General features: G+C 42.4%; 28 protein-coding genes. 16 read left to right on the top strand and 12 right to left on the bottom strand.

The annotated features are described in order from the left end of the window. Positions 1–145: 145 nt before the first annotated feature. The gene (locus tag OCU87_RS18745; protein ID WP_261859071.1) at positions 146–1,108 is read left to right on the top strand and encodes an agmatinase; all 963 of its coding nucleotides are present in this window, start codon (positions 146–148) and stop codon (positions 1,106–1,108) included. Positions 1,109–1,205: 97 nt separating this feature from the next. Here the strand turns inward: OCU87_RS18745 and OCU87_RS18740 are convergent, their stop codons facing one another. The 3 genes from OCU87_RS18740 to OCU87_RS18730 form a co-directional block, all read right to left on the bottom strand. Then, the gene (locus OCU87_RS18740) at positions 1,206–1,667 is read right to left on the bottom strand and encodes a pentapeptide repeat-containing protein (RefSeq protein WP_261859070.1); all 462 of its coding nucleotides are present in this window, start codon (positions 1,665–1,667) and stop codon (positions 1,206–1,208) included. Positions 1,668–1,680: 13 nt separating this feature from the next. After that, a complete protein-coding gene (locus OCU87_RS18735; protein ID WP_261859069.1) occupies positions 1,681–2,073 on the bottom strand; it encodes an ArsR/SmtB family transcription factor in 393 nt (130 codons plus the stop codon). A gap of 105 nt (positions 2,074–2,178) precedes the next feature. Continuing rightward, positions 2,179–2,328 carry a hypothetical protein gene (locus OCU87_RS18730; RefSeq protein ID WP_261859068.1) on the bottom strand — a complete coding sequence of 50 codons (150 nt, stop codon included), beginning with the start codon at positions 2,326–2,328 and terminating at the stop codon, positions 2,179–2,181. Positions 2,329–2,392: 64 nt separating this feature from the next. Here OCU87_RS18730 and OCU87_RS18725 point away from each other — a divergent pair, with 64 nt between their 5' ends. Further along, positions 2,393–3,955: a glutamate synthase-related protein gene (locus OCU87_RS18725; protein ID WP_261859067.1), complete on the top strand. Its 1,563-nt coding sequence runs from the start codon at positions 2,393–2,395 to the stop codon at positions 3,953–3,955. 294 nt (positions 3,956–4,249) lie between these two features. After that, positions 4,250–5,779: a YfcC family protein gene (locus OCU87_RS18720; RefSeq protein WP_094957806.1), complete on the top strand. Its 1,530-nt coding sequence runs from the start codon at positions 4,250–4,252 to the stop codon at positions 5,777–5,779. A 141-nt stretch (positions 5,780–5,920) separates the two neighbouring features. Here the strand turns inward: OCU87_RS18720 and OCU87_RS18715 are convergent, their stop codons facing one another. After that, positions 5,921–6,838 (bottom strand): LysR family transcriptional regulator, encoded by a 918-nt coding sequence (locus OCU87_RS18715; RefSeq protein WP_261859066.1) that lies wholly within the window; start codon positions 6,836–6,838, stop codon positions 5,921–5,923. Positions 6,839–7,015: 177 nt separating this feature from the next. Then, the gene (locus OCU87_RS18710) at positions 7,016–8,050 is read right to left on the bottom strand and encodes a zinc-binding alcohol dehydrogenase family protein (protein WP_261859065.1); all 1,035 of its coding nucleotides are present in this window, start codon (positions 8,048–8,050) and stop codon (positions 7,016–7,018) included. A gap of 266 nt (positions 8,051–8,316) precedes the next feature. Between OCU87_RS18710 and OCU87_RS18705 the strand changes: the two genes are divergently transcribed. Together OCU87_RS18705 and OCU87_RS18700 are read left to right on the top strand one after the other, a co-directional pair. Next, positions 8,317–8,445, top strand: a complete 129-nt coding sequence (locus tag OCU87_RS18705; RefSeq protein WP_261859064.1) for a hypothetical protein — start codon at positions 8,317–8,319, stop codon at positions 8,443–8,445. Between the two features lie 5 nt (positions 8,446–8,450). Next, the gene (locus tag OCU87_RS18700; protein ID WP_062687818.1) at positions 8,451–8,750 is read left to right on the top strand and encodes a DUF1330 domain-containing protein; all 300 of its coding nucleotides are present in this window, start codon (positions 8,451–8,453) and stop codon (positions 8,748–8,750) included. A gap of 114 nt (positions 8,751–8,864) precedes the next feature. Here the strand turns inward: OCU87_RS18700 and OCU87_RS18695 are convergent, their stop codons facing one another. Both OCU87_RS18695 and OCU87_RS18690 read right to left on the bottom strand, forming a co-directional pair. Beyond that, positions 8,865–9,806: a LysR family transcriptional regulator gene (locus tag OCU87_RS18695; RefSeq protein ID WP_261859063.1), complete on the bottom strand. Its 942-nt coding sequence runs from the start codon at positions 9,804–9,806 to the stop codon at positions 8,865–8,867. Between the two features lie 179 nt (positions 9,807–9,985). After that, entirely contained in the window at positions 9,986–11,350 is a 1,365-nt protein-coding gene (locus OCU87_RS18690; protein WP_261859062.1) for an MATE family efflux transporter, read from the bottom strand. Positions 11,351–11,601: 251 nt separating this feature from the next. On the opposite strand from OCU87_RS18690, the gene OCU87_RS18685 reads away from it, so the two are divergent. The 3 genes from OCU87_RS18685 to OCU87_RS18675 all read left to right on the top strand — a co-directional run bounded on the left by OCU87_RS18685 (position 11,602) and on the right by OCU87_RS18675 (position 14,555). Beyond that, positions 11,602–12,567, top strand: a complete 966-nt coding sequence (locus OCU87_RS18685) for a LysR family transcriptional regulator (protein ID WP_062687893.1) — start codon at positions 11,602–11,604, stop codon at positions 12,565–12,567. Positions 12,568–12,776: 209 nt separating this feature from the next. Then, entirely contained in the window at positions 12,777–13,160 is a 384-nt protein-coding gene (locus tag OCU87_RS18680) for a hypothetical protein (protein ID WP_261859061.1), read from the top strand. 9 nt (positions 13,161–13,169) lie between these two features. Then, complete coding sequence (locus OCU87_RS18675) at positions 13,170–14,555, top strand: class II fumarate hydratase (protein ID WP_261859060.1); 1,386 nt, start codon at positions 13,170–13,172, stop codon at positions 14,553–14,555. Between the two features lie 98 nt (positions 14,556–14,653). Here OCU87_RS18675 and OCU87_RS18670 read toward each other — a convergent pair whose 3' ends face one another. Next, positions 14,654–15,457, bottom strand: coding sequence for an EAL domain-containing protein (locus OCU87_RS18670; protein ID WP_261859059.1), 804 nt, complete (start codon positions 15,455–15,457; stop codon positions 14,654–14,656). Positions 15,458–15,803: 346 nt separating this feature from the next. Here OCU87_RS18670 and OCU87_RS18665 point away from each other — a divergent pair, with 346 nt between their 5' ends. The 4 genes from OCU87_RS18665 (at position 15,804) to OCU87_RS18650 (ending at position 18,893) form a co-directional block, all read left to right on the top strand. Beyond that, on the top strand, positions 15,804–16,505 hold the full coding sequence (locus OCU87_RS18665; protein ID WP_239928861.1) for an HAD family hydrolase: 702 nt from the start codon (positions 15,804–15,806) through the stop codon (positions 16,503–16,505). Positions 16,506–16,733: 228 nt separating this feature from the next. After that, entirely contained in the window at positions 16,734–17,276 is a 543-nt protein-coding gene (locus OCU87_RS18660) for a cytochrome b (RefSeq protein ID WP_062687812.1), read from the top strand. Further along, entirely contained in the window at positions 17,273–17,842 is a 570-nt protein-coding gene (locus tag OCU87_RS18655) for a YceI family protein (protein WP_094958309.1), read from the top strand. The genes OCU87_RS18660 and OCU87_RS18655 overlap by 4 nt, the downstream gene beginning before the upstream one ends. 370 nt (positions 17,843–18,212) lie before the next feature. Then, positions 18,213–18,893 carry a DUF2076 domain-containing protein gene (locus OCU87_RS18650; protein ID WP_261859058.1) on the top strand — a complete coding sequence of 227 codons (681 nt, stop codon included), beginning with the start codon at positions 18,213–18,215 and terminating at the stop codon, positions 18,891–18,893. An 89-nt stretch (positions 18,894–18,982) separates the two neighbouring features. On the opposite strand, the gene OCU87_RS18645 is transcribed toward OCU87_RS18650, so the two are convergent. Next, positions 18,983–19,462 (bottom strand): YbaK/EbsC family protein, encoded by a 480-nt coding sequence (locus OCU87_RS18645; RefSeq protein WP_062687809.1) that lies wholly within the window; start codon positions 19,460–19,462, stop codon positions 18,983–18,985. A gap of 101 nt (positions 19,463–19,563) precedes the next feature. Next, positions 19,564–19,968: an NlpC/P60 family protein gene (locus OCU87_RS18640; protein ID WP_390961528.1), complete on the bottom strand. Its 405-nt coding sequence runs from the start codon at positions 19,966–19,968 to the stop codon at positions 19,564–19,566. Between the two features lie 783 nt (positions 19,969–20,751). On the opposite strand from OCU87_RS18640, the gene OCU87_RS18635 reads away from it, so the two are divergent. Further along, complete coding sequence (locus OCU87_RS18635; RefSeq protein WP_062687807.1) at positions 20,752–21,504, top strand: 1-acylglycerol-3-phosphate O-acyltransferase; 753 nt, start codon at positions 20,752–20,754, stop codon at positions 21,502–21,504. 88 nt (positions 21,505–21,592) lie between these two features. Here the strand turns inward: OCU87_RS18635 and OCU87_RS18630 are convergent, their stop codons facing one another. Further along, entirely contained in the window at positions 21,593–21,841 is a 249-nt protein-coding gene (locus OCU87_RS18630) for a hypothetical protein (protein WP_094959034.1), read from the bottom strand. 282 nt (positions 21,842–22,123) lie between these two features. Between OCU87_RS18630 and OCU87_RS18625 the strand changes: the two genes are divergently transcribed. Both OCU87_RS18625 and OCU87_RS18620 read left to right on the top strand, forming a co-directional pair. Beyond that, positions 22,124–22,792 (top strand): outer membrane beta-barrel protein, encoded by a 669-nt coding sequence (locus tag OCU87_RS18625; protein ID WP_261859057.1) that lies wholly within the window; start codon positions 22,124–22,126, stop codon positions 22,790–22,792. A 361-nt stretch (positions 22,793–23,153) separates the two neighbouring features. Continuing rightward, complete coding sequence (locus OCU87_RS18620) at positions 23,154–23,543, top strand: hypothetical protein (protein ID WP_062691222.1); 390 nt, start codon at positions 23,154–23,156, stop codon at positions 23,541–23,543. 182 nt (positions 23,544–23,725) lie between these two features. On the opposite strand, the gene OCU87_RS18615 is transcribed toward OCU87_RS18620, so the two are convergent. Beyond that, positions 23,726–24,214: a DUF1097 domain-containing protein gene (locus OCU87_RS18615; protein WP_094958711.1), complete on the bottom strand. Its 489-nt coding sequence runs from the start codon at positions 24,212–24,214 to the stop codon at positions 23,726–23,728. A 368-nt stretch (positions 24,215–24,582) separates the two neighbouring features. On the opposite strand from OCU87_RS18615, the gene nagZ reads away from it, so the two are divergent. Then, on the top strand, positions 24,583–25,587 hold the full coding sequence (gene nagZ, locus OCU87_RS18610) for a beta-N-acetylhexosaminidase (protein ID WP_062691220.1): 1,005 nt from the start codon (positions 24,583–24,585) through the stop codon (positions 25,585–25,587). Positions 25,588–25,612 lie beyond the last annotated feature (25 nt).

Here is a 25,612-nt window from a genome sequence, read left to right as displayed (position 1 = left end):
GAAACGCTACTTATTATGTCTTCAAACACCAACTATCTGATGGTGATCATCTAGATAAGGAACAATCAGTTCATGCTTTAGCTGTTCACCAAACAACTTTATAGCCATCACGCTTCTCTGCGACCAAATAAACAAGGGAATAGGTATGTCCAAGTTACTCAATGAAGCACCAACAAAAGCGCCACAAACCTTCTTAAATTTTCCGTTCGTTAAAAATTTTGATGACTTTTCTGCGGATATAGCAATATTAGGCGTCCCATTTGGGATGGCCTATAGCGTTGATGGAATGGCGAATGATCAAAGCCTCGCGCCTGATCATATTCGTAATTGGTCGACAAAAACTGAAATTGATATGACGCTTAACAACTACGATTTTGATTTAGGTGGAACATTACTTGATGGTAAAGACCTTAACGTCGTCGACTGTGGCAATGCACGTGCCAGTTTAACCGACCCTCTTGCACATTATGAGAATGCCGAAGCCATTGCTCGCACCGCATTTTCAGCTAACTCCGTACTTATCACCTTAGGCGGTGATCATGGTGTGCCTATTCCAATCATGAAAGCCTTAGAAGTATTGGATAAAGAAATAACACTGATCCATATTGATGCTCACCTTGATTGGCGTGATGAAATCAATGGTGAAAAGAATGGGTATTCGAGCGTGATACGCAGAGCCTCAGAACTTCCGCACATCAAAGCCATTCATCAAATAGGTATGCGAGGTATTGGCAGCGCTCAAACTCAAGAAGTACAAGATGCTATTGCTCACGGCTGCAAAATTACCACAGCTTATCAATTACATGATAAGGGCATGGATGACGTATTAGCTTCAATTCCTGATGGCGGTACTTACTATTTAACCATAGATGCAGACGGTATTGATCCAACCATAATGCCAGCGGTACTGGCACAAACAGCAGGAGGGCTAAACTGGGTTCAGCTTCATAAGCTGATACATGGACTGGTTAATAAAGGCCGTGTAGTAGGCATGGATTTGGTCGAAATCACGCCTTCATGCGATGTGGGAAATATCTCTATGATCCATGCGGAACGCCTACTTTGTAACTTTATTGGCGCCACGGTACGAGCGGGATATTATGACTAACACTCGAACACGCCCAAGCTTATAAGTGCAAGGTTCGGCCCAAATGTAGTATTCAGCGCCACCAATGGCGCTGTTCTACACAAATGAGGCTTAGTATTTACTCGGTATCTTTTCTCGCAGCCAAGCAACTTTCTCGCTGTGTGTCGCGCAGGGTAATTATCGTTCCACTTGGCATCTCGCGATGTAAAGCCTCTTGGTTCACATTCGCGTTACTAAAATCAGTTCGGAACAAATCCGCTCTTAATAAATTCACGTTGAGCATGTGTGCACCGCTCAGATCTGCATTACGCATGTCTGCATCTTGAAAACTCGCGTTGTTCAAGTTTGCATGTCTAAAACTCGCGAATGTCATATCAGCATCACTCATATCGGCATGGCTTACATTGGCATCATTCAAATTCGCACGCGTTAAATCCGCTTGGCGAAGATCTGCACCATGAAAATTAAGCCCGCTGACATCGGCATTACGTAAGACGAGCCTTTGACCACCAGCATTATTCAACCATAGCTTGTGCTGATCTAACATAACGTCGAGTGCTTGTTGTGTGTATGTATTCATAAGCCTGAAACTACTATTTTATTGTTTTATGCCATAGTTCGCTGTCGGCACCCAATACACACTCACCGTTTTCTCTTAACGATAAGCGGAGTAAGCAACGTTTAACGACTTCTTTAAAATCGTCTTCGGGTAAAAATCTGACCGAATCGACCAAGGCTTTGCAATGAGGGGCACTTTGCTCTTTTAACGTGTAAAACACCCACTTGCCCTTCTTCTGATGGTTGAGTAATCCGGCTTTATAGAGCATTTTTAGGTTGCGAGATACGTTGTATTGGGTGTCGCCTATGATGTCCATTGCTTCCGCCACGGCGATGCACTCATCAACGTGAAGGAATAGCCAAAACAACCGCAGTCTATTGGGTTCTGATAAGGCTTTAAGCGAATCAATGTATTTTTCATCCATCATGGTTGTTACCCTTTCAACTAATTTCGCATCCAAAATTGGAATCTCTAGCAAGTAAAAAGAGGATGCATCATATACACACATGCACAATCGTGCAAGTGTGTATATTTAAGAAAGGTAAAATACTACCCGCTGGCAAGATCGCCGATCTTGGTCAAGACTTTCACACAGTGCTTCGCTATTCGTTTTATCAGCCCGAGCAGCAACTAGCGGGCTTGAGCTAAAAGTTGGGATTTCTCTCGCTTCATGCTTCGTCATGATCACCCCCTACAAAAGAGCCGTTAGCGGAATCTCTTTAACGCAATCGAATAAGGGTAAAAGAATGGATAAACCAATCGTTGCGGACAACAAACCCATAAAAGTCGAACTAACAAAAGGACAAGAATATTATTTTTGTGCCTGTGGACGTTCGAGCAACCAGCCCTTTTGCGACGGCTCACATACAGGAACTGGGTTCAAGCCCAAAAGCTTCACCGCTGAAGAAACGGGCGACAGTTACTTATGCCAATGTAAACACACCGCAAATGCTCCCTTTTGCGATGGCTCCCACAAGCAATTTTCAGCAGAGCAAGTCGGCAATGAAGGTCCAGGCGTGCAAATTCAAGTCGCAACCGGTTCAACCTCTATAACTGCGCCTGCAGCCACTCCAACCATAGAAGAACCAACCGTTGCTTTCATCCATCAGCTTGCCCGTGAAGGGTTATCTAAACTGGGCCATCATGGACCAATGACGTCGATGGGAGTGCCCCGCCACCTACTGCCACATTGGGACGATCTGCAAATCATGGTTGCTCAAATGGCGACCAAACCTTTACTGGAAGATGTTCCCGTTGGCACTGAGTTAGTGATCGGCCCTCAGGCCCAAAAACCACTCAAATTGTCCATTCCTTTATTTGTTTCAGACATGAGTTTTGGTTCATTATCAGAAGAAGCTAAAACGGCATTAGCAAAAGGGGCGGAGCTAGCAGGTACAGGTATTTGTTCAGGTGAAGGCGGCATGTTGCCCGAGGAACAAGCGGCGAATTCACGCTACTTTTATGAGCTTGCCAGCGCACAATTTGGCTATGACGAAGAGTTGTTAAAAAATGTCCAAGCCTTTCATTTTAAAGGTGGCCAAGGCGCAAAAACAGGGACTGGCGGCCATTTACCGGGCAATAAAAATACAGGGAAAATTTCTCAGGTACGCGGTATTCCAGAAGGTGAAGCGGCCATTTCTCCGCCCACCTTTAAAGATTTAGTCACAGCCGATGATTTCAAACGTTTTGCCGATCATGTTCGATCAATAACGGGCGGTATCCCCATCGGCTTTAAGCTCAGCGCCAACCATATCGAACAAGACATCCAGTTTGCCCTTGATGCCAGCGCCGATTACATCATTCTTGATGGGCGCGGTGGCGGCACTGGAGCAGCCCCTGAAATGTTTCGTGATCATATCAGTGTTCCGACTATTCCAGCCCTTGCCCGTGCTCGGCGTTACCTTGATCAACAAGGCATGAGTGGCAAAGTCACCCTGATCATTACTGGTGGATTACGTGTCCCAATTGACTTTGTCAAAGCCATGGCATTAGGTGCCGACGGTGTCGCAATTTCAAACAGTGCAATGCAATCAATCGGCTGTGTCGCAGCACGTATGTGTAATACCAATAACTGCCCCGCTGGGATTGCAACCCAAAAAGCAGATTTGCGCCAGCGCTTAAACGTCGAGAAATCGGCCAAGCAATTACACAACTTTTTCGCAGCCTCTGTCGAACTGATGCAGGTGATGGCACGCGCCTGTGGTCATCACCACTTACATGGTTTCAACCCAAACGATCTAGCGACGTGGCATCGAGATATGGCGCATTTATCCGGTGTGACATATGCGGGCTTGGATAATAAAGGCTGATAATAAACAAATACAGGCGGGATAAAGCGAGCGTAATCTCGCTTCGTCTTATAACGCTGACCTCTATTTGAGTATGGTTTTATAATCAACTTCTCCAACAAAATGCGGCAAGTCGAAAATATAGATTTAAACACCACATCTAGTTAATAAATCTATAAATTTGCGACACGGTACGATTTTTAATCTACAAAACAGTATTAAATTCAGCCTATAAACTCAAATAACAAGCAAGCAGTAAACAAAACAGTTATGAACTAAAAATCGAACCAATCACCAACATGGAGTTGTTAGCGTATGAGTGATACTGAGACACAAGCACCTGCAAAGAAAGGGCTGAGCTTCCCATCCGCCTATACCGTGCTTTTTGCGGTCGCGGCGATTGTTGCAATACTAACCTGGGTCATCGACGCTGGGGTGTATAACAAACTGTCGTATCAGGGTGATAAATTTGAAATCAGCTATGCCGATGGATCAACCTCGGAGCTTCCAGCGACTCAAGCAAGCCTCGACAGTGTTGGCATTAAAGCGGATTTAGAGAAATTCGTGAATGGCGATATCTATAAACCAATCGGGATCCCAAATTCGTACACTGCCGTTGAACCTAATCCACAAGGGATTATGGATTTATTCCAAGCCCCTATCCAAGGGATGTACCAGTCGATAGATGTGGTGTTCTTTGTGTTAGTCATTGGTGGCTTTATTGGCATTGTTAACCATTCAGGGGCGTTCAGTGCAGGGATAAATCGCTTATCTCATGTGATGACAGGCCGAGAAACATGGTTAATTGTGATTGTCACCGCGCTTATCTCTCTCGGCGGCACCAGCTTTGGAATGGCAGAAGAAACCATCGCGTTTTATCCTATTTTGGTACCCATTTTTATCGCCGCAGGTTATGACGCCATCGTTGCACTTGCTGCTATCTACTTAGGTTCTTCAATCGGTACCATGTGTTCAACCGTGAACCCCTTCTCGACCATTATTGCGTCTAACGCGGCAGGCATTAACTGGACGTTAGGCCTGAATTCCCGCCTAGCTTTGCTTATTGTCGGTACAGTTACCTGCATGCTCTACATTATTCGTTACGCTAAGCGAGTAAAAGCCGATCCAACGAAATCATTAATCTATAGTCAAAAGAAAGAGATAGAAGCGCGCTTCTTAAAGAATGTGTCTGCCGACCAAGATCACAGCAAACTTGAGAAACATCACTCACTGATTCTGGTTTTATTTGCCTCAACCTTCTTCATCATGGTGTATGGCGTATCATCTTTAGGTTGGTGGTTTGAAGAGATGACCACTCTGTTCTTTGTTTCTGCCATTGTCATTGCCATTGTTGACCGCATTCCAGAGAAACAATTTGTCACCGAGTTTATCCAAGGTGCCAACGACTTACTTGGTGTCGCATTAATCATTGCAATTGCTCGTGGTGTCACTGTGCTAATGGATAACGGCATGATCAGTGACTCTATTTTGCATGCGAGCGCGGCTATGGTTGATGGTATGGACAAAGGGGTGTTTATCGTAGTGATGATGTTCTTGTTCTCAGGAATATCTTTCTTCGTGCCGTCTTCTTCAGGCTTAGCAGTATTGTCGATGCCTATCATGGCACCGTTAGCGGATGTGGTGGGTGTGCCTCGCGACAATATTGTCAGTGCTTACCAATTTGGTATGGGGTTAATGGCCTTTATTACGCCAACAGGCTTAGTATTAGCGTCACTGGCGATGGTGAATGTTACCTTTGATAAATGGCTCAAATTTGTATTGCCATTGCTAGGGATATTAATAGCCTTATCAGCCACGACTTTGCTGATCAGTGTGTATATTTAATCGCTGATCTTTCTACAAAGCTTAAAGTGAGAAGATAAAGCGAGAAGCTAGAGTGAGAAACTAAGTGAAACACAAAAATGCCGTTCTATAGTATGAGTGGCATTCTTTCATCACGGATCAACGCCATTAGTAGTAAGAAGATTAAATAACACCTTTAACTGCAAGCTGTTCGAGTATTGCTGCAGTTTTCTCTCTAAAAGCATCACGTAATAAACGCACCGCTGGAGTAATAGATTGTCGGCTTGGGCAAACTAACCACAACTCGGTCGGCGTTACCTTAAACGCTGGCATCACACTTTCTACTTTACCTGACAGCAAATCTTGCGACATATCTAAACTGGATTTCACCGCGAGCCCGTGTCCAGCAGTACACCAACGTCGTACCATATCGCCATCATTTGACGCCCTGTTACCGGTTAGCTTCACTTTATGCTTAACACCATCTACTGAAAACTCCCACACGTCCTGAATGACATCATGAAGCTGATAAAGCAGCGCATTATGCTGAGTAAGATCATTGGGTACATTAGGCGTTCCATGTTGCGCTAAATACGCTTTTGTCGCGCAAAGTACACGCGGCACATCGCAGATTTTAAAGCCGTAGACATTCGCATCGGTTGGCGATCCGTAACGCAAGGCCATATCGACAGCGTCTCGATAAAAATCAACATTGCTATCGCTAATATTGGCGCGAACACTTAATTGAGGGTACGCATCCATAAATTCATCAAGCCAAGGCTGTACAAAGTTTCGACCTAAATCTGATGACAGTGCAATACGCAGTTCACCGTCAACAATATCCAACCCATCCTTCATATTTTGCTTTGCTTGATCCAACATGAGTAAGGCTTGCTCGCACTGTGGGATATAACGCTCGCCAGCACTCGACAACCTTAAATGACGCGTTGTACGGATAAACAGTTCCAAACCTAATGCGTTTTCGACTCGTTTTACCGCAGCGCTCGCCGTTGCTGTCCGCATATCTAAATTAGCGGCGGCGGCCGTTATACTTCGGAACTCAGCGACTTTCAGTATGATTTGCAGGTCTTCTAACAACATATCTCTCTCACTGATTGTCTAAAAATTTTTGATAATAGAGAGAAAATTATAATAAATTATGCTTCAAGCGATCAAATAGCCATTCTGTGAAGAAATAAAAAACGATCAATAAGCAGGCTTATTGATCGTCATAGAAAAGCAGTCGGGATACTAACCCAAGCTGTTAGCTGTTAGCTGTTAGCTGTTAGAAAAGTTAATCGCAATTTTGCCGATTGATGCCCCACTTTCAATGCGGCGGTGCGCTTCTTTCATCGCATCTGCACCAAAACCGTCGATAGTATCTGTGAGCGTCGTTTGAATACGGCCTGAATCAATCAAGTTCGCTACTTGGAATAATATTTCTTGCTGTTTAATCATGTCATCCGTTTTAAATAGCGAGCGAGTAAACATCAGTTCCCAAATAAAGCCCACCGATTTGCCTTGAAGTTGAGACAAATCGATGCCGCCATCAAATTCAACAATTGAACTGATCATGCCTTGTGGTGCAATCAGTTCCACCATAGCGTCCCAATGGCCTTTGGTATCGGCAACATTGAAAATATAATCAACATGCTCAATCCCTTGCTCACGCACAGAATTTACAAGATCACGGTGGTTAACGACATAATCAGCCCCCATTTGTTTTACCCAGCGTTCTGTTTCAGGGCGAGAAGCCGTTGCTATCACAGTCAGGTTTGTCAGCTGTTTCGCCAATTGAATAGTGATAGAACCCACACCACCAGCACCACCAATCACAAGTAGGGATTTCTTCTCGGTAGGGCTAATACGTAAACGATCAAACAGTGCTTCCCACGCTGTTAATGCGCCCAATGGCATTACCGCAGCTTCTGCATCTGTCAGGCTGAGTGGTGCATGAGCCACAATTCGGCGGTCTACCGCTTGATACTCTGCATTTGATCCTGGTCGCGTCACATCTCCGGCATAGTAAACACGATCGCCAGTCGCAAAGCCTACGACGTTTTTTCCTGTCGCAATGACAGTCCCCACCGCATCAAACCCAAGTACACGAGGTTGTTCTAACGTTTTATCTGCCGCAGCGCGTACACGAATTTTTGCATCCGCCGGATTAATCGAATTCGCACTCACTTTTACCAGTAAGTCGTCATCACCTAACGTTGGCGTTGCTGTTGTGAAATCTACCAAGCTTTCAGACTGTTCGATAGGTAATGATTGAGTAAAGCCAATAGCTTGCATTGTAGAAGGGACTGACATGGTACGTTTCTCCGGTATTATTGTTATCCGCCTGAGATCTCGAGAGTTAGTGCCGTAATAGATGGCAGAAAAAGCTATCGCTCAGCGTTAATATGTATTCGCGTTTTAAATACTAGGCTTTCAAGTAAAGCATGGGATAAACAATAACGTGGAGATTACATAAGAAAAACCATGTTAAAGCAGAAACACTTTCAATTTATTTTTGATAATAAACATAATGTCCCCAACAATGCCATAACACTCCCCGCTTCAATTCTCGTGAGATTATGGATAAAAAGTTCCAAAATGATTGGGAAGTAGAGCTATTTCCCAAAGTAGTCATTCACGGCATGATAACGCCACCAAAACAGTTCTCGTCGGCCAAGCCGAAAGAACCTACAAAAGAACAAGGTTAATCTTCATGACTGCTTATTTTATTCTAACTTACGATATTGCCGATCCTGAACAATATGCGAAATATAATCCAGGCTCAAACGAACTAACAGGCAGCACTATTGCTAAACATGGTGGTGAGCTTCTAGCTGCCACAAATGAAGGCATTCAACTCAGTGGCAATGAAGCTGATATCAAAGTCGTAATCCAATTCCCTAGTCGAACTGCCGCACAAGCATGGATTGATGATCCTGATTATGCGCCAGCGAAAGCCATCCGTTTGGCTTCCACCAAAAACCTAAATGCATTTATTCTTGATAAGCTATAGCTTATAAGCTCATCGCAAAAATAAGAATAAAATGACGAAGGCGAGCTGAATATCAGCTCGCCTTTTCGATTATATTGACCCGGTCCAAAATAAGCAGTCTTGACCTTAATAGATTTACACGTTGGAAGCGCTAACAATGTGTGATTCCCAACGAGGTGGAGACCCAATATATTCTTGTATCGTTTTAATAAATTCTTTGACTAGCATCGTTTGCTTTCGATGAGGGTATATCGCATAAATGGCGGTTTCTCTGGTCGAAACTTCATAGTTTTTCAATAGTTGAACCAAGCCCAATTCATCTACTGGACGTTCTAAATTAGAAATATCAATTAAGCTGTACCCCAAACCATCTCTTACTGCACCAATCAAAGTTCGAATATCACTGACTTTATAATTACCAAACATTTTATACATACTAAATGGCTGTGTACTGCCAATTTCTCGTGTACTCAACTGGTTAAGTGTCAGCGTACCATTGCTATAAACAACAGCAGGCAAAGCGATAAGTTCTTCAGGCGAGTTGGGGTAACCATGTTGCTCCACAAAGGACTTCGCAGCAACGGCTACAAAATGGGTATTTGCAATTTTTCTCGCAATCAGATTAGATTCAGTTAATTTACCTAAGCGAAACGCAAGGTCAAAATGATCGCCAATAATGTCTACTTTCTTATCATCTAGCGATAATTTTATTTTGACATCAGGGTACTGCTTCATGAATTGTGAAACCACAGGTTGAAGATATTCCTGCCCAAAATATACAGGTGAAGTGATGCGTAGCTCCCCTTTGGGTACCGAGTGGTAAGCATCTGCAATATTTTGGATGTTATCTAACGTCTCACTAAGCGCATGCGTTTGTTCGAGGATCTCTTCACCTGCCGACGTTAAAGAAAAAGATCGGGTTGATCGATTCAATAACTGGACTCCAAGTTCATGCTCAAGCTTTTTGATCTGTTTTGAAAGTGATGAGTTGTCCATATCATGAAGTAAAGCAGCTTTCGTAAAAGAGCCTTGCTGTACAACATCCAGAAACAATAACAGCTGGTTGGTAATAGACATCAATCTTCCTCGATCTTATTGCGTAAATCAGATGGCAACTATATTACGATGATATTGCGACTATCACACCCTAATACGCCGAGCCAGCAGCCAAGGTCATTAATAAACAATAGAAACAGCAAAGCGAGCCACTAGGACTCGCTTTGATATGTTAAAGCCGATACTTACGGCAATGTGAGCTAAGCAGTAACACCTAATGCATCAAGATCTTCTGCTTTTCGCTGAAAGTCAGTCACACTTTTATACAGAATAACCATCAACAAAATCCCTGTTGCCGCAAGTCCCAATGCGACGCCCGCCCAAATACCTTCTAGCCCCATGCTATCCATTAGGAACCATGCAGCAGGTAAGCCAACGACCCAGTATCCAATCACTGTCATTATCGTGGGGGCAATAACGACTTTCATCCCACGTAAGATACTGATGGCGGCTAATTGCCATGCATCGACCACAAAACACAGCGAAACCATGATCATGACACCCGGCAATGCTTTTACAAGATCGGTCGCTAATGCATCTCCTTCGACACTAAAGACTTGGGTTAAGAATTCTGGGTGCATGCTTAATAGCACGCCAATTACAGCACTGGTTGCAGTAACAACAATTAGCCCTTGCTTCGCATAGTGACGCACCAAACAAGGTTCATTACTACCAACGTGCTGGCTTACCAAAATTGAAGCTGCCTGTGAGAAACCAAAAGCTATATTCCATGAGAAATTTAAGCACTGCATAGCTATTTGATTTATCGCTAAAGACACGGCGCCTAAGGTACCCGCTAATAAGGCGGCACCTGAAAATAGCGCATGCTCAAGCAAGGTCGCAATCATAATAGGTACACCAATACCCAGTAGTGGCGTAATCGCCCCTAGACGATATTCTGACAACATATTGAACGGAGAATATTTTTGGTAACGAGGTTGGCTAAACACCCAGAATCCGTAGCCCAGCATAATAATAAATGCAGCTAACGATGTTCCATAACCTAAACCTGCGATACCCATGTCCATTTTAAATGCAAGTAAGTAACTTAAGGGAACATTCAGCGTAACCGTTGCTAGCGACATCACCATCACAGAACGCGTATCACCAAATGCACTCACAAGGCTCCGTAGCACAAGTAAAAAAAGCGTTGGTAACATCGACCATTTCAATGCATGAAAATAGTCCATCGCTAACGCAACGGCCTGTGGATCCTGCTTAGCGTGAAGTAACCAACCTTCCATCGTGTAAAACAGCGGCTGTAATGCCAAAGTTAAAATTAGCGCCAGTAAAATCCCCCCTTTCAATGAAGAACGAATTTCTTGGTTGGCTTTTTCCGGTTGTCGAACATGTTTCCCGTAGGCAATGGCAATCAAGTTTGCAACACAACCGACGGTGCTACCTGCGATAAGAAAGATAAAGGAATAGACAGATGCCCCTAACCCGCCACCAGCTATCGCCATGACGTTCAGTTGCGCCATCATCCAGACGTCAGTAAACATCAGAAGCTGTGCAATCAACTGAGAGATAATTAAAGGTACAGCAAGGCTGATCAGTTTTTTCATTCGTATTTAGTGCCTATAGAAATAACGACAATTGCTTGAATATGCGGTGTAGCTGTATGACTAGGCAGTGAGTGTTCTCGATGGACAGAGGGAAGTGAAAAAGTGTGTTACCGATACTTACCTCTACTACTTTTTGCTACAGCTTGAATTGTATTCTTTCGTGAGATCCAAAGGTAGTGGTATTCGCGTTGATTTTCAAACGAGTTTTCGGCACTCTTGGATTCATAAAACTCATGCAAAAGGTCGATAAGTTGAAAAAAAGACACACTTCACTACCACCTTCACTCAACGCATTACGTGTATTTGAAGCGGCCTCGCGCAATTTAAGCTTTACGCTTGCTGCAGAAGAACTCAATGTGACGCAAAGTGCCGTCAGTCGCCAGATAAAACAGCTGGAAGCTCATTTAGGCATTACCCTATTTATAAGGCAGCATAGAGCACTAACATTAACCAATGAAGGTAAATCACTCGCTGATTTACTAACCCGCCAATTTAGTGAACTTAATAGCCATATTGATCAGCTTAAGCACCAAGATGACAATACTTTACGGCTGAATGTAGCCATGAGCTTAGCGGTGCGTTGGCTCATTCCTCGTTTGCATTCCTTTAAAGAACAGCAACCCGACATCGATATTGTACTGTCATCTATCATAGGTAACACCAGTGATGAAGTTAGCCTGACAAGTGATGAATACGATATTGCGATTTATAACTATGAAGACAAACCCCAAGGTCGCTTTCATTCGACCTTTCTGCGTAATGAGTTATTAGCGCCTGTCTATTCCGCTTTAATCGCTCCGGAAGCCAAACAATTAACACTCGAGCAAGCGCTTTGTTTTCCGTTATTACACCCAACTAAAGACAGATCAGACTGGCGAAATTGGTTAGCACAGTCAGGTATACGTTTTTCTCATCAAGACAATGGATTGACCTTTGATACATTGGATATGGCACTGACCTCATGTATGGCGGGGCAAGGTATCGCCATGACAGATCTCTTATTAGTAGTGAGTGAACTAGAAAAAGGGTTTCTTCAATTGCCTCACCCTGTCACGATCATTGAAGGCCCGTGGCGTTATGCCTATGTTTGCCAAAACAAGAACACGATCACACGTACATTTATTACTTGGCTTGAAGAACAAGTAGCGCTTGAACGTGAACAATTTGAAAAATTAGCAAACAACAAAGGCTGGCAAATCCAGACGGCTTCAATATAAAACAACAACTAAACTACATTTGTTTTTTTGGGGGAACTCACAAGTCCCCTCTTAAATCCCCGCTGCTTACCCCAAGCGCCATAAATTTCATAGCAGATTCTTAGTAGAACACTAAACTTGTTTAATACGAACATCGTGTTTTCTACTTGCGCACAATCACATCAAATGATAATAATTATCACTACGAATAATTAAACTTCGGATCTCGCATGAAACAAACAGCAAGTTGCTACCAAGCTTTCTTCTCTGCCGAAGATCGCTTTCTTAACCCACATATTGTCCCTGGCTTTGAACCAGACGTCATTGTTGATTTTATTCAATCAGGGGTAACTCTTGCTGCTTGCTACCAATCAGGGACCAAAAACCCTAACCCGCTTCTACAAGAATTATTCCTAAGGCGGGTGTTTTTTAATTTACTCAAAGCCATCGATCATCGTGGCCATTCTCGTATTTTTCGTCGTGTCTGTTGGGATTACCTTCACTGTCCGTTACTCGCCTTAAAGAAATATTACGGCGATTCACAAGCTGGCAAGCAACGCTTCCTCTCATTACAACGAGAAATAAGACAAGTCCAACATACATCTGGCTTTTAAGGACCTTACATGACTATCCAATACCGTACTGAAACCGACAGCATGGGCGATGTTCACGTGCCAAAAGACGCGCTCTATCAAGCGCAAACACAGCGTGCTATCAATAATTTCCCCGTTAGCGGTATCCCAATGCCAACCAACTTTATCCAAGCATTGGCATATATCAAACAAGCCGCTGCCCGCAGTAACCTTGAATTGAAGTTACTCGATCACGACATAGCTCATGCAATTATTGATAGCTGCCAGAAAATCATCGATAAGCAGTTCCATGAACATTTTCCGATTGATGTCTTTCAAACAGGTTCTGGGACCAGTTCAAACATGAACGCCAATGAGGTGATTGCTACGCTAGCCAGTGAGCAACTTGGTCAACCCGTGAGCCCAAATGATCATGTGAACATGGGCCAAAGCAGCAACGATGTGATCCCAACAGCGATCCAAGTCAGTGCAGCATTAAGCTACCATCAACAACTGGCTCCTGCGTTAGCTCACCTAAGCGCTGAGCTCGACAAAAAAAGCATCCAAGTAGAAGGGATAATAAAAACAGGCCGAACTCATTTAATGGATGCCATGCCCATTTCTCTCACACAAGAGCTGCAAGGTTGGAAAACACAAATAGAGAAAGCCAAACTCGGCATAGAACATGCCCTTGAAAATAGCAGTGCACTCGCACAAGGTGGAACCGCTGTAGGCACAGGGATCAATGCCGATCCTCAATTTTCCGCCATTTTCGCCAACAACCTCTCTATATCAACAGAAATTGCTTTTACCACCAGTGACAATTTTTTCTACAGCATGGGAAGTCAAGACGCCATAGTCGCCTTATCGGGCCAGTTAAAAACAACGGCTGTGGCAGTAATGAAAATTTCAAATGATTTACGTTGGATGAACTCAGGTCCACTGGCGGGCTTAGGTGAAATAGAGCTTGAAGCCTTACAGCCAGGTTCATCGATCATGCCAGGGAAAGTTAATCCAGTGATCCCAGAAGCCGCAGCCATGGTTGCAGCGCAAGTAATTGGCAACGACACCACTATTACCATTGCAGGCCAGTCGGGTAACTTCCAATTGAACGTGATGCTACCCGTCATTGCCTATAACTTACTGCAAAATATGGAACTGCTGGCAAGCGCTACTACCTTACTGGCAGACAAAGCCATCGCAACCTTTACTGTTCGTGATGATAATTTACAGAAAGCCCTCGCCAAAAACCCGATATTAGTCACAGCACTTAACCCAGTAATTGGTTATTTAAAGGCCGCAGAGATAGCCAAAAAAGCCTACAAAGAACAACGGGCGATCATTGATGTAGCTGAAGAAGAAACGACGTTAAGCAGAGAAGAATTAGAGCGATTACTAAACCCGGCACAATTAACCCAAGGCGGGATTGCTCATTAGTATGAGTGTCAATCATTAACGGGGATAGCAATAATTAGCAGCGACCTACGCTGCTATTAAAAGACAAGATAACAAGGTCCATTATGGAATAATCGCAGTTACACTGCAGACTGCGATTGTTTCATAAATTCATGTAATAAGAGTGGTCGACCAAAGAAATAACCCTGCATAAAGTCCACATTGAGTGCCATGGCGACATTATACGCTTTTTTATCTTCCACTCCTTCCAGCAAGACTTTAGCACCAACAGTTTTAGCCACACTTAGGGCTTCATTCAAACGTTTGGGATGACCATTAAGGTATTCTTGCAACAAGCTTTTATCCATTTTGATAATGTCGGGCTTCACCGTGAGCGCACGCACTTCAGACGATGCCTGACTACCATAATCATCCATCGCGAGTTTAACCCCTTTCCGCCTCATACCATGTAAAACAGCGTTAAGTTGCTGATCATCTGTGCAATGGTGCTCTAGCAATTCAAAATAGATATCTTTCAGGTTAAGACCTAGCTCTTTCACTCTTGGAAAAAGTAAATTATTACCCGATTCATGCTCCCGATTATCAATCAAAGCATCTGGACTCATATTGAGAAAGAGTGCACCACAGTGAATGAAATGAGCAAAGTTACGGAGATGTATTACCCTAGCAAGACGATCTATATTAATTTTATCGAAAAGAGGTAAATGGCGAGACGTAAAAAATGGCTCGGTTTGGCAGCGCATTCCATCTGCATCGTAAACTCGCATTAAGGCTTCAAAACCGAAAACCGTGTTATCTTGATTAACAATGGGCTGAAATGCACTTTTGATGATTTTATCTTGATATACGAAACTGAAACCATCATCAGTGGTACCACGTAAGTAATGCTCTATATCGTGAACAGTTCTCAATATTTTCTTCACTCAATAAACTCATTTAATCGCATATAAAGTACAACGCCCTCAAAAACATAATCAGTAAAACCTAGCCAACTTAGATAATTACACGAGATATCAGTACAAGATACAGATTACGTCAAAAAACTAACGATCACACCATCAACTGACGATTTATTGACTAAAAGCAAATTATCACCTGCTTAAACATTAGCATCCAGCCTCATATGAAACAAATGTAACACACTTCAACTATTACGATGTATTTCAACATGAAAATTACACACATCTGAAAGATAACTGTCACATTTCACCACTAACCTTTACGCATCAAATTAGTCAAAAGTAAGACTCACTAAAAGGAAATAGTTTGGTGCTAGAGAATACAGTTAAAAAAAATCGTCCCTATTTAGCCATTTTCGATCTTGATGAGACTTTGATCGCTGCTAACTCAGCAAGTTTATGGACCGCATTCTTAGTCGAACAAGAGATTGCTTTACCTGCATTACTGGCTAAAGAACAAAAGATAATGGCTGCTTATACCAAAGGCGATATGGATATGCGCTCATATCTACGTTCAACATTAGTGCCGCTAGTTGGAAAAAATATCGCAGCCATTGAAGAGCTTGTAAGCGTATTCATTGATCAGAAAATTAAGCCTGCAATTTATCAAGATGGATTAGCCAGAATTAACTGGCATAAAAAACGTGGGGACAAAGTAATTATCGTATCTGCGACCTCAGAACACCTCGTAAAGCCAATCGCGCATATGTTAGGTGCTGATGACGCAATTGCCATTGAACTTGAGACGCTTAATCACATTTATACTGGCAATACCAAAGGCGTACTCAGTTACCAACAAGGAAAGGTGACCAGAATGAAAGCATGGTTAGCATCGAATGATACTCTGTATAAAGGCTGCTACGGTTATAGCGATTCAATCAACGACTTACCCCTGCTCAATGCAGTTGATAAGCCGTTCGCCGTTAATCCAGATCCAACACTGGCCATGCATGCACAAATGAAAGATTGGACCATTATGGACTGGCGCCATGACAATAATATTTTGCGCTAATGCTTATTGGTTTTCCCTCAAATACATAGCCCCCATTATCCGAACCTAAAAAGCCCTCACTGTGAGGGTTTTGTCGTTCAAGAAAACAGCCTCACTAAGTTCATTCAAATTTTTTGACCTAGTTGTTCAATTCCCCCACCTGTTCTCTCAATATTTTCCTTCTACAATGAATTCATACGTTAAGGCCTGCACACTGCTCGCCAAACCATTAGAGACAAAGGCAAGGTTATGCAACGCACTGTCAAAAAATACGACCCGATATCTATCGTGCTCCATTGGACGACGGCACTCACTATCATAGGATTGTTTGCGTTGGGGTTATGGATGGTCGATCTCAACTATTATTCAGAATGGTATAAGCCCGCGCCTCACTGGCATAAGTCAATCGGCTTATGTTTGGCAGCCGTGACATTATTCCGTTTAATCTGGAAGCAGTTTGCTTCACATCCTCCCATTGAAGGCGCTAACTGGGAAAAGGTCGGCGCTAAACTAGCGCACGCAGTCATTTACCTGCTGCTTATTGGCTTATTTATCTCGGGCTATCTGATTTCAACAGCAGATGGACGCGCCATTGATGTGTTTGATTGGTTTTCTGTTCCTGCTCTTGGCGAGTTATTTAACAACCAAGCAGATCTTGCCGGTGAAGTGCATTACTACATCGCCTTTACCTTAATTGGGCTTTCTGCGCTGCATGCGCTCGCCGCGTTAAAGCACCACTTCATAAATAAAGACAATACATTAAGAAAAATGTTAGGAGTTACAAAGTCATGAAAAAGCCTCTAATCGCTCTAACCCTGCTTTCTGCTGCACTATTACCGAACCTTGCATCAGCGGCCGACTACACCATTGATACACAAGGGGCGCATGCGTCTATTAACTTGAAAGTCCAGCACCTTGGCTACAGTTTTATCAAAGGGCGCTTCAATACTTTTGATGGTACATTTAGCTACGACCCTGCTAATGTTGCTGCGTCAAAAGTGAATGTAAACATTGATACAACCAGCTTAGATACCAACCATGCTGAGCGTGACAAACATATTCGTAGCAATGATTTCTTAGATGTAAAAAAATACGCGACAGCAAACTTCACAAGCAATAAAGTGATAGATAAAGGCGATGGTAACCTCGAAATTCAAGGTGAGTTAACCCTTCATGGCCAAACAAAACCACTCTCTATTGATGCTCATTTTGTCGGCGAAGGTGATGACCCATGGGGCGGATACCGCGCAGGCTTTACTGGTACAACCCGTATCGAGTTAGCTGATTTTGATATTCCTGTCATGGGTGCTTCAAGCTTTGCTGATTTAGAGCTGCATGTTGAAGGTATTCGTCAATAAGCGGCTTAACATCCAATTAGCGTCAACTTACCTAGCCCGCAATGACCACAATCATTGCGGGTTAATTGTATTTCAGCTGCAATATAGCTACCCCGCATTCTCATACACACCTCCGCATAGCCAAAACAGCCATACTGGATTACTCTAGCTACGCGTTAAATTTTGGCTACATTCTGAATATCGACTGAAAAAGCATAAGTTATGGTTATTTTTAAGGCATTTAACGATAATATTTACGTAAATTAACAGATAGAAATATCTGCAGTGCGCTAGGATGTAGCCATAATAAAATACGTATTCAAAATAGAATACATGGCTAGGCATGGGGATTACCATAAGCTGACGCCACTCTGCAAAGTGAGAAGTAAAAATGACACCACAAGAAAAAGAACTCATCCAAAATGTAGCAAACAAACTTAAGCAAAGCCCAGAGAAAGCAAAAGACCAAGATGCTGAAAGCCTGATCAAAGATGAAATCGGCTCACAGCAAGATGCTATCTACAAGCTAACGCAAGCCGTACTTGTACAAGAGATGGCGTTAAAAGAACTGAAACAAAAAAATGACTATTTAGAGAAGTGCGTTGATCACCATAAGACAGAAGCTAATCGCGGCACATTAAGCAAAATGATGGGTGGTAACCGCCCAGCTCCGCAACCACCACAACCAGCGCATCAACCAAGTGCTTTTGGTGGCTTTATGCAAACAGCCGCATCAGTTGCTGTTGGTATGGTCGCGGGGAATATGATCAGTAACGCTCTATTCAACAATGACGATAGCGCAGCCGCTGATACGCTCGCTTCAACTGATGGAGGCGAAAGTAGCTTCCTAGACGATTCAACTGGTGGCTTTGCTTCAGACTACACCGATGGAAGCACTGGTGGCTTTGGGGACGCTGGCTTTGGCGATTCAAGTGAAGGTGGGTTTGGTTCAGCAGGTTTTGACGAAGACACCTTCGCCAATAATAGTGACGACAGCTTGTTCGGCGGCGGTGGTGACTTCTTTGGCGGCGACGATAGCTTCGGTGGTGGCGATGATTTCGATGACGTTTAAGCATTTATGCTCATAGCAATCTAATCTCCAGACAAGAAAAGGTAGAAAATAAATCTACCTTTTCTTTTTATACCTCATACACATAAACATTAAGGTATCGCATAACTGCTAATATTTTTATGCTGACAATCCCGGATAATTTTCTGGAATTGCTTTTTCTCCATATGGATCAAATTTTCGTGATCCCCAGCTTCCATGAACCACTCATCTTTCTCAATAAGAGCATCATCCACTAGCATAGGTATTGAATATGCCTGACCTAAAGAGGGAACCGCACCGGGCTCACAATCTTGAAAAATCTGTGACAGTTCATGTTCACCAACAAGAGCATAGACTTTACCCGTTAGCATATTAACCTTATCAAGCATTACTCGCCGATTGGCAGGCACTACCGCTAATAAATAATCGTCAGCTTCTGTTTTGAGTAATACCGCTTTAGTAACATTTTTTGCGGGTACGTGCGCAGAAACCGCTGAGCTAAACGACGTATCAGTATGACGGTGCTTAGTGAGACTGAAATAAATATGATGAGCACATAAAAACTGCCCAACTGTAATGGCCATAGCCATAGACACCTCCGAAAGAGATTACTACAGCTAAAGTATGAGCCGTGCGATTAAGTAATGCGAGAAATAAGAGATGTTGGCGGATAAACAATCATTTAAACGTATTAGTTAAATGAAATTCTCCTAATCTGCCAAAATGCCTGCTTCCAATACGGGTTATCTAAGCGCGAAACAATCACCCCTTTTGATGTTGATGCATGCATAAATTCATCATTGCCAATATAGATACCGACATGGCGTAATCGATAACCAGTCTTAAAAAACACCAAATCACCGTACTGAGCTTGCTTTTTTGAAACCATTTGTCCCATTTTGACAAGCTCCCCAGTCGTTCGGGGCAACATCGTTTGGTAAACAGAAGAGTAACCGACTTGGACAAATGCAGAGCAATCAATACCGCGCTTAGTCGTTCCACCTAAACGATAAGGGGTACCTTTCCATTCATCATAAACATTCACAAAACTCGGCTGTAGCTTAGGTGTATTTGGGTGAAACGAAGCCACACCCACCTCTGCTGCTTGCGGGGCAACAGATTGTTGTGATGATGAACATCCCACTAAGGACAGCAATAGAAATAGAAATGAAAAGCTTGAGAATCCATTAAGCACGCACAGAAAACCCCTCGTTAATGATGCTTTATTATGGATGATGGTAGTACGCAAAGACAGAAATAAAAGGTAAAAAAAAAGGCTTCACATACGAAAGCCTTAAACTCCACACAACAGAAGGTTTTAATGTTTATTAATCAAACAGTTAGATCATTAGTAAACTGTACTAAATAGGTTTACGGTAACACGTTTTTTTCACTAACTAAAAAGTGACCGAATGAATAATCTATATTGCATACAGATAGTGAATAAATACAGTAAATTTATGACTTCATATTCAACCCTTGGATTTATGTCACACTTCAAACGCTAGAAAAAATTTTCCACTACATAGTGTATTCATCATGAATACGCATCATAGATGCAGCTAAACGTCACAATAGATTGTTATTCAATTGAGCTGTTTTCATCCTCACACTAAAAATAAATTAGCCGCTGTTACTAGCTATCATTGATGTTTCATTTCATAATGCGTGCTACATCGTGGCGCGATACTACTATTGTATTGTTATTATTAAGAATTATGTAATTCACATCGCCACTCATGTATGATTTTGAAAAATAAGTTTGTTACTCTAATGTAAAGTTTGACAAGAATTCGTCAATCTAGACAGGTACAGTTAATTTGTTTTATACCTATTTCGTATCATTGGATACGACCTCAGCTTTGATTAGGGAGTCAATGTGCTTAGTTTTATCCGCATAATACTTGCGGCAATTTTTATCATTTTCATGACACTTTTTGCGCTTATTTATTGCTTATTTAGCCCGCGCGATCCTAAGCATGTCCACTTTTTCTGTCGTTGGTTTAATCAGCTCCATAAATTAGTTGGCGTTCAACTTATCCAACGTGGTACTGAACGTGTGCAAAATGCAGGTAATAGCGTTTATATCTCTAATCACCAAAGCATTTTTGACTTTGTTACTGCACCTGGCATGCTTCAACCTCGTACCGTATCACTCGGGAAAAAGAGCTTATTGTGGCTACCCTTTTTCGGCCAACTCTACTGGATCACGGGTAATATCCTGATCGATCGTGATAACAAATCAAAAGCGCGTAACACGATTAAACAAGTGGTTGAAGCCATTCATCAGCGTAATCTGTCAGTGTGGATTTATCCAGAAGGTACACGCAGTAAAGGCAGAGGGTTATTGCCATTCAAAACGGGGGCTTTCCGTATGGCAATTGAAGCTGGTGTACCTATTATTCCAATGTGTGTAAGTACTACTCACAACAAAATTGATCTAAACCGTCGTACAAATGGTGTCGTGATTGCCGAAATGTTAGAGCCAATCGATGTCTCAGGCTACAGCACCAATGAAGCTCGCGCTTTAGCAGATCATTGCCATAAACTGATGAGTGATAAAATCGCAGAGCTTGATAAAGAAGTTGAGCAATTAGAAGCACAACAAAATGCTTCTCTACAAGCGGATTAAAGCACGGTAAACAAAGCTAAGTCGGTTAAATAAACCCAGTCATAAAAGCCCAAAGTCTACTTTGGGCTTTTTTATTACAGCGTAGAAGCTAACGCTCAGCAAAACGGAACAATGAATCAATAGCAATAGGACAGTCACCTACCTGATGCACAATGGCTTCTGCTTGCTGTAACGAATCAAAACTGCATGGGTTGCCGTATGTATCGGTAACAGGGTGATCCTGTCCCCCAGGCTCGATAAAGTGTACCCCCCACCCTGCACTTAAGAAATCGTGTACAAGCCTAGCTTCAATGAAACGCTGCTCCTGATAGAGACTTTTACACTCTGAAAGTACCATAACTTCCTCCTCCACAGTGATTCCATCATATTAACTATAGCTGTTAACGCTTATTTTATAGTCACAATGTACGATTCAATAATAGCTCTATTAAAATAATCCCTTCACTTTTAGTAATGAAGTCGTAAATAGTTATAAGATAACAAATAATCATAAGGTTATAATATAAAAGCAGTTTTTAACCACCACATGTGGGTTTTATTATTACCCCAATAGAGATTACCTCCAATATGGAGCACTACAACAATAAAACGATATTTTATTGTTGAGCTAACTATCTATATGATGTGTATTCCAAATACTGAAAAACACCGTTATGTCATGACTAAAACCATAAAAATAATTTTCCTAGCTTTACTCTTTTCGTCTTATCATGCCCATGCTTCTATGTATATTGGTAGTAAGTTAGGTTTCAGTGAGATCGACTCCAACCAAGAATTAAACGCTGACCAATCAAGCGAATCACCTTCAGAAGATGCAGATATATATGGTGGGTTTGGTATTGATATTGGTTGGGTGTCTGACATGAATCGATATCGAATATTTTACACTTTTGAGCAGTATGATTCTGAGACAGAACAACTCAATAGTGCCGATAAACTCGTAATGAAAACAAGCGGTAGTATTTCTCAGCACCTACTCAACGTAGAGTACCTCTTCTTATCGCAACGCAATTGGAACCCCTATGTGGGAATTCATGGCGGTTTTCATCAACGAGAAACAATCGACAGCAGCAAGGACTTTTACAATTTCACCTCGTCAGGTCTAACCTATGGTGCGCAAACGGGAATAGTTGGCCGCATAGGTCGGCACTTTTCACTCGACTTTGGTATGCGATTGTCAGTAATGAATAGCTCAATGAGCAATAAAAATAATCAATCCAATAACACTTCTAATGTTACGAACAGCATGCTAACGGTTGTATATTTTGGTGCCAATTACCGTTTTTAGGTTATGTTAATTATGCAAACTTACATTATGAAAATGACCACACAGCATTAGACTTCAGAAAAATAAATGAACATCCCTAATGGATGCTTGCGTATGATTATTCATTACTTTTTTATTAATTAGCATTTATTCTATGTATTAATTAAAAAGTAATATTGATAATTACACTTATATCGGTATAGAATCCACATTAATCAAACACCGTACAAATACAGAATGGTGTCTTTAAAAAATTATGTACATTAAATTTCGTTAGGTAGCCTTCGGGTTATCTACTGCGAATAAGACACTAACAGTGCTATAAGCTACTCACTAAGAAGTAGTCATAGTCTAATCATGGAAAATACAAGAAGCACACACTATGGACAAATTAACTACCGACTTCCGTTTTATGAAATCAACATCTACTTTTTTACAATGGTTAGCCGACAACCATAATGCTCCGCAAAACATCAAGTCACCTCTTATTGGCTGGCAGCACCCTTCTCAGGTTGAAATCAACGAAGCGTTGGATTCTCTGAAAGCATTGCTTGGTCTATCAGAAACTGACATCGCTTATATGCTAGGTTCTTCAGCCTCTCGCGGTAACGCAGGTCGTATGATTAAACGCTGGCGCGACGGTGAAGCTAAGATTCCATATGCTACCTGGTTAGTGACGTTATCTATGCTGGGCCGCACAACAGTACCTAACTTCAATCAGCAACAACCAACAATACATACAGAGCACCCGCTTTTGTCCGAAACACTTTAAATTCATTTTTTAAAGACAATTGTGCTATCGATACTTTGATTGATATTAACGATAAGCGTCTCTCTAACCGCTATTTCGGCTCAATAAAAAAGCCCCTTTCACTACCGTCGAAAGGGGCTTTTCTTTACATATTTTGCACAGTATTAAAACTGTGGCTGACTTATCGTATTAACTAGCCGACGTTATTGAGCGTCATCCGCTGCGCTTAGCGCCTTTGGGGTCACATCTAGTTTTTCTTTTAGCCACAAGCCAGACGACTTCATGCAATAGCCAAACACGACACCCAGTAATAATGAAGGCACAACAAGCTGCCAGTCACCGTTAGCTGCAAAGGTTGCACACGATCCAATGAAAGTACCTGGAATAAAGTTCAGCCAAGTCTGCTTTGCTTGTACGCACATAAAGAATGCAACAACGGCAGTGACTATATAGCCAATGATCTCTAAGCTAAACTCACTGGATAGCTTAAGAATAACCATCGCCCAAAAAACACCGCTTAGGTTCGTCGCAATACTTAAGCCAACACCTTTAAGACCATCTTTGGGTGATGCAAAATACGTTGTACAGCCAAGAAAGCCAGCCCAACTTAGTAAACCTAAAGAGACGGCCACCCATCCCCAAATACCCGATAAAATACCCGTAGTGATCGCGATTGCAACTAGCACTGACATATGAACTAACCTAACTGTTTATTAAGGAAACAGTCTAAACAAGCACACACACAATCGCAGCTACATTGATCACATAATAAAGTAATAGAGTGATACGAACACGCATGAAATGTGATAATACTCGCAATTTAATGGCTATTTTCAACACAATCGAACAGATAACCAACAAGTTCTCTTTTCCCTTTATTTTATCCAATCATCACAGTGTTTTCATGTAGAAACAATAGTGCGCAATAGCGATTATAAATTGCGGATATTTGCCACTATGCTAAGTTATTGCCACTTAAAAATTATGTACTAATAACCGCCTGATACATTGATAAATACAATGATAAAAGCGCTGTTATGAGCCAATCTGCGGAGTGATCATGGGCCCATTAATGCTTGATGTATCTGGCTACGAGCTAGATGCAGAAGAACGTGAAATAATTCAACATCCTACAGTCGGTGGGATTATCTTTTTTGCCCGAAATTATCACGATCGCGCCCAACTGCGTGCATTAGTAAAAGATATTAGAAAAACAGCGAACCGCCCTATGCTGATCGCAGTCGATCAAGAAGGTGGCCGCGTTCAACGCTTCCGCGATGAATTTACACTTTTACCACCCGCTAAGGCCTTTGCTGCACAAAAAGAAGGACAAACGCTAGCTCTTCAAGGTGGCTGGCTGATGGCGGCTGAATTGCTCGCTATGGACATCGATCTCAGCTTAGCTCCTGTATTAGACCTAGGTTTTGATTGTAAAGCTATTGGGGATCGTGCGTTTTCAGATGATCCGCAGCAAGTATTCACTTATGCGTCTCAGTTTATTAGAGGCATGAAAGAGGCAGGCATGGCAACGACAGGGAAACACTTCCCTGGACATGGTGGCGTATTAGCTGATTCTCACTTAGAAACCCCTATCGACTCTCGCGACAACATTAAACACCATGATATGACAGTATTTAAGCAACTGATTGATCACAAGCTATTAGATGCAATGATGCCAGCACACGTTGTATTTGATGCTTATGACGATCAACCCGCAAGTGGTTCTGAATACTGGCTTAAGAAAGTACTACGCCAAGATCTTAGTTTCAAAGGTGTCATCTTTTCAGATGACCTCAACATGAAAGGCGCTGACGTGATGGGGAGTTACAGCGAACGTGCGATTGCAGCTCAACAAGCTGGCTGCGACATGGTAATGCTTTGTAATAACCGCCAAGGTGCTATTGAAGCACTCGATGGTTTACCGCAAACTCAAGTACCGCAACTTGAAACACTATTAAAACGCCCTTGTGGCGAATACAGCGATCTCATTCGCACTGAACGCTGGAAATCAACTCAAGCAACTATTCAACGCGTACGCGAAGATTGGCTCTCAAGCCAAGGTTAACAGTAAGAGTTGTACTGTTTACTTC

The organism is Photobacterium sanguinicancri, from assembly GCF_024346675.1.
Classification (GTDB): domain Bacteria; phylum Pseudomonadota; class Gammaproteobacteria; order Enterobacterales; family Vibrionaceae; genus Photobacterium; species Photobacterium sanguinicancri.
This window is presented reverse-complemented; position numbering and strand designations above follow the sequence as displayed.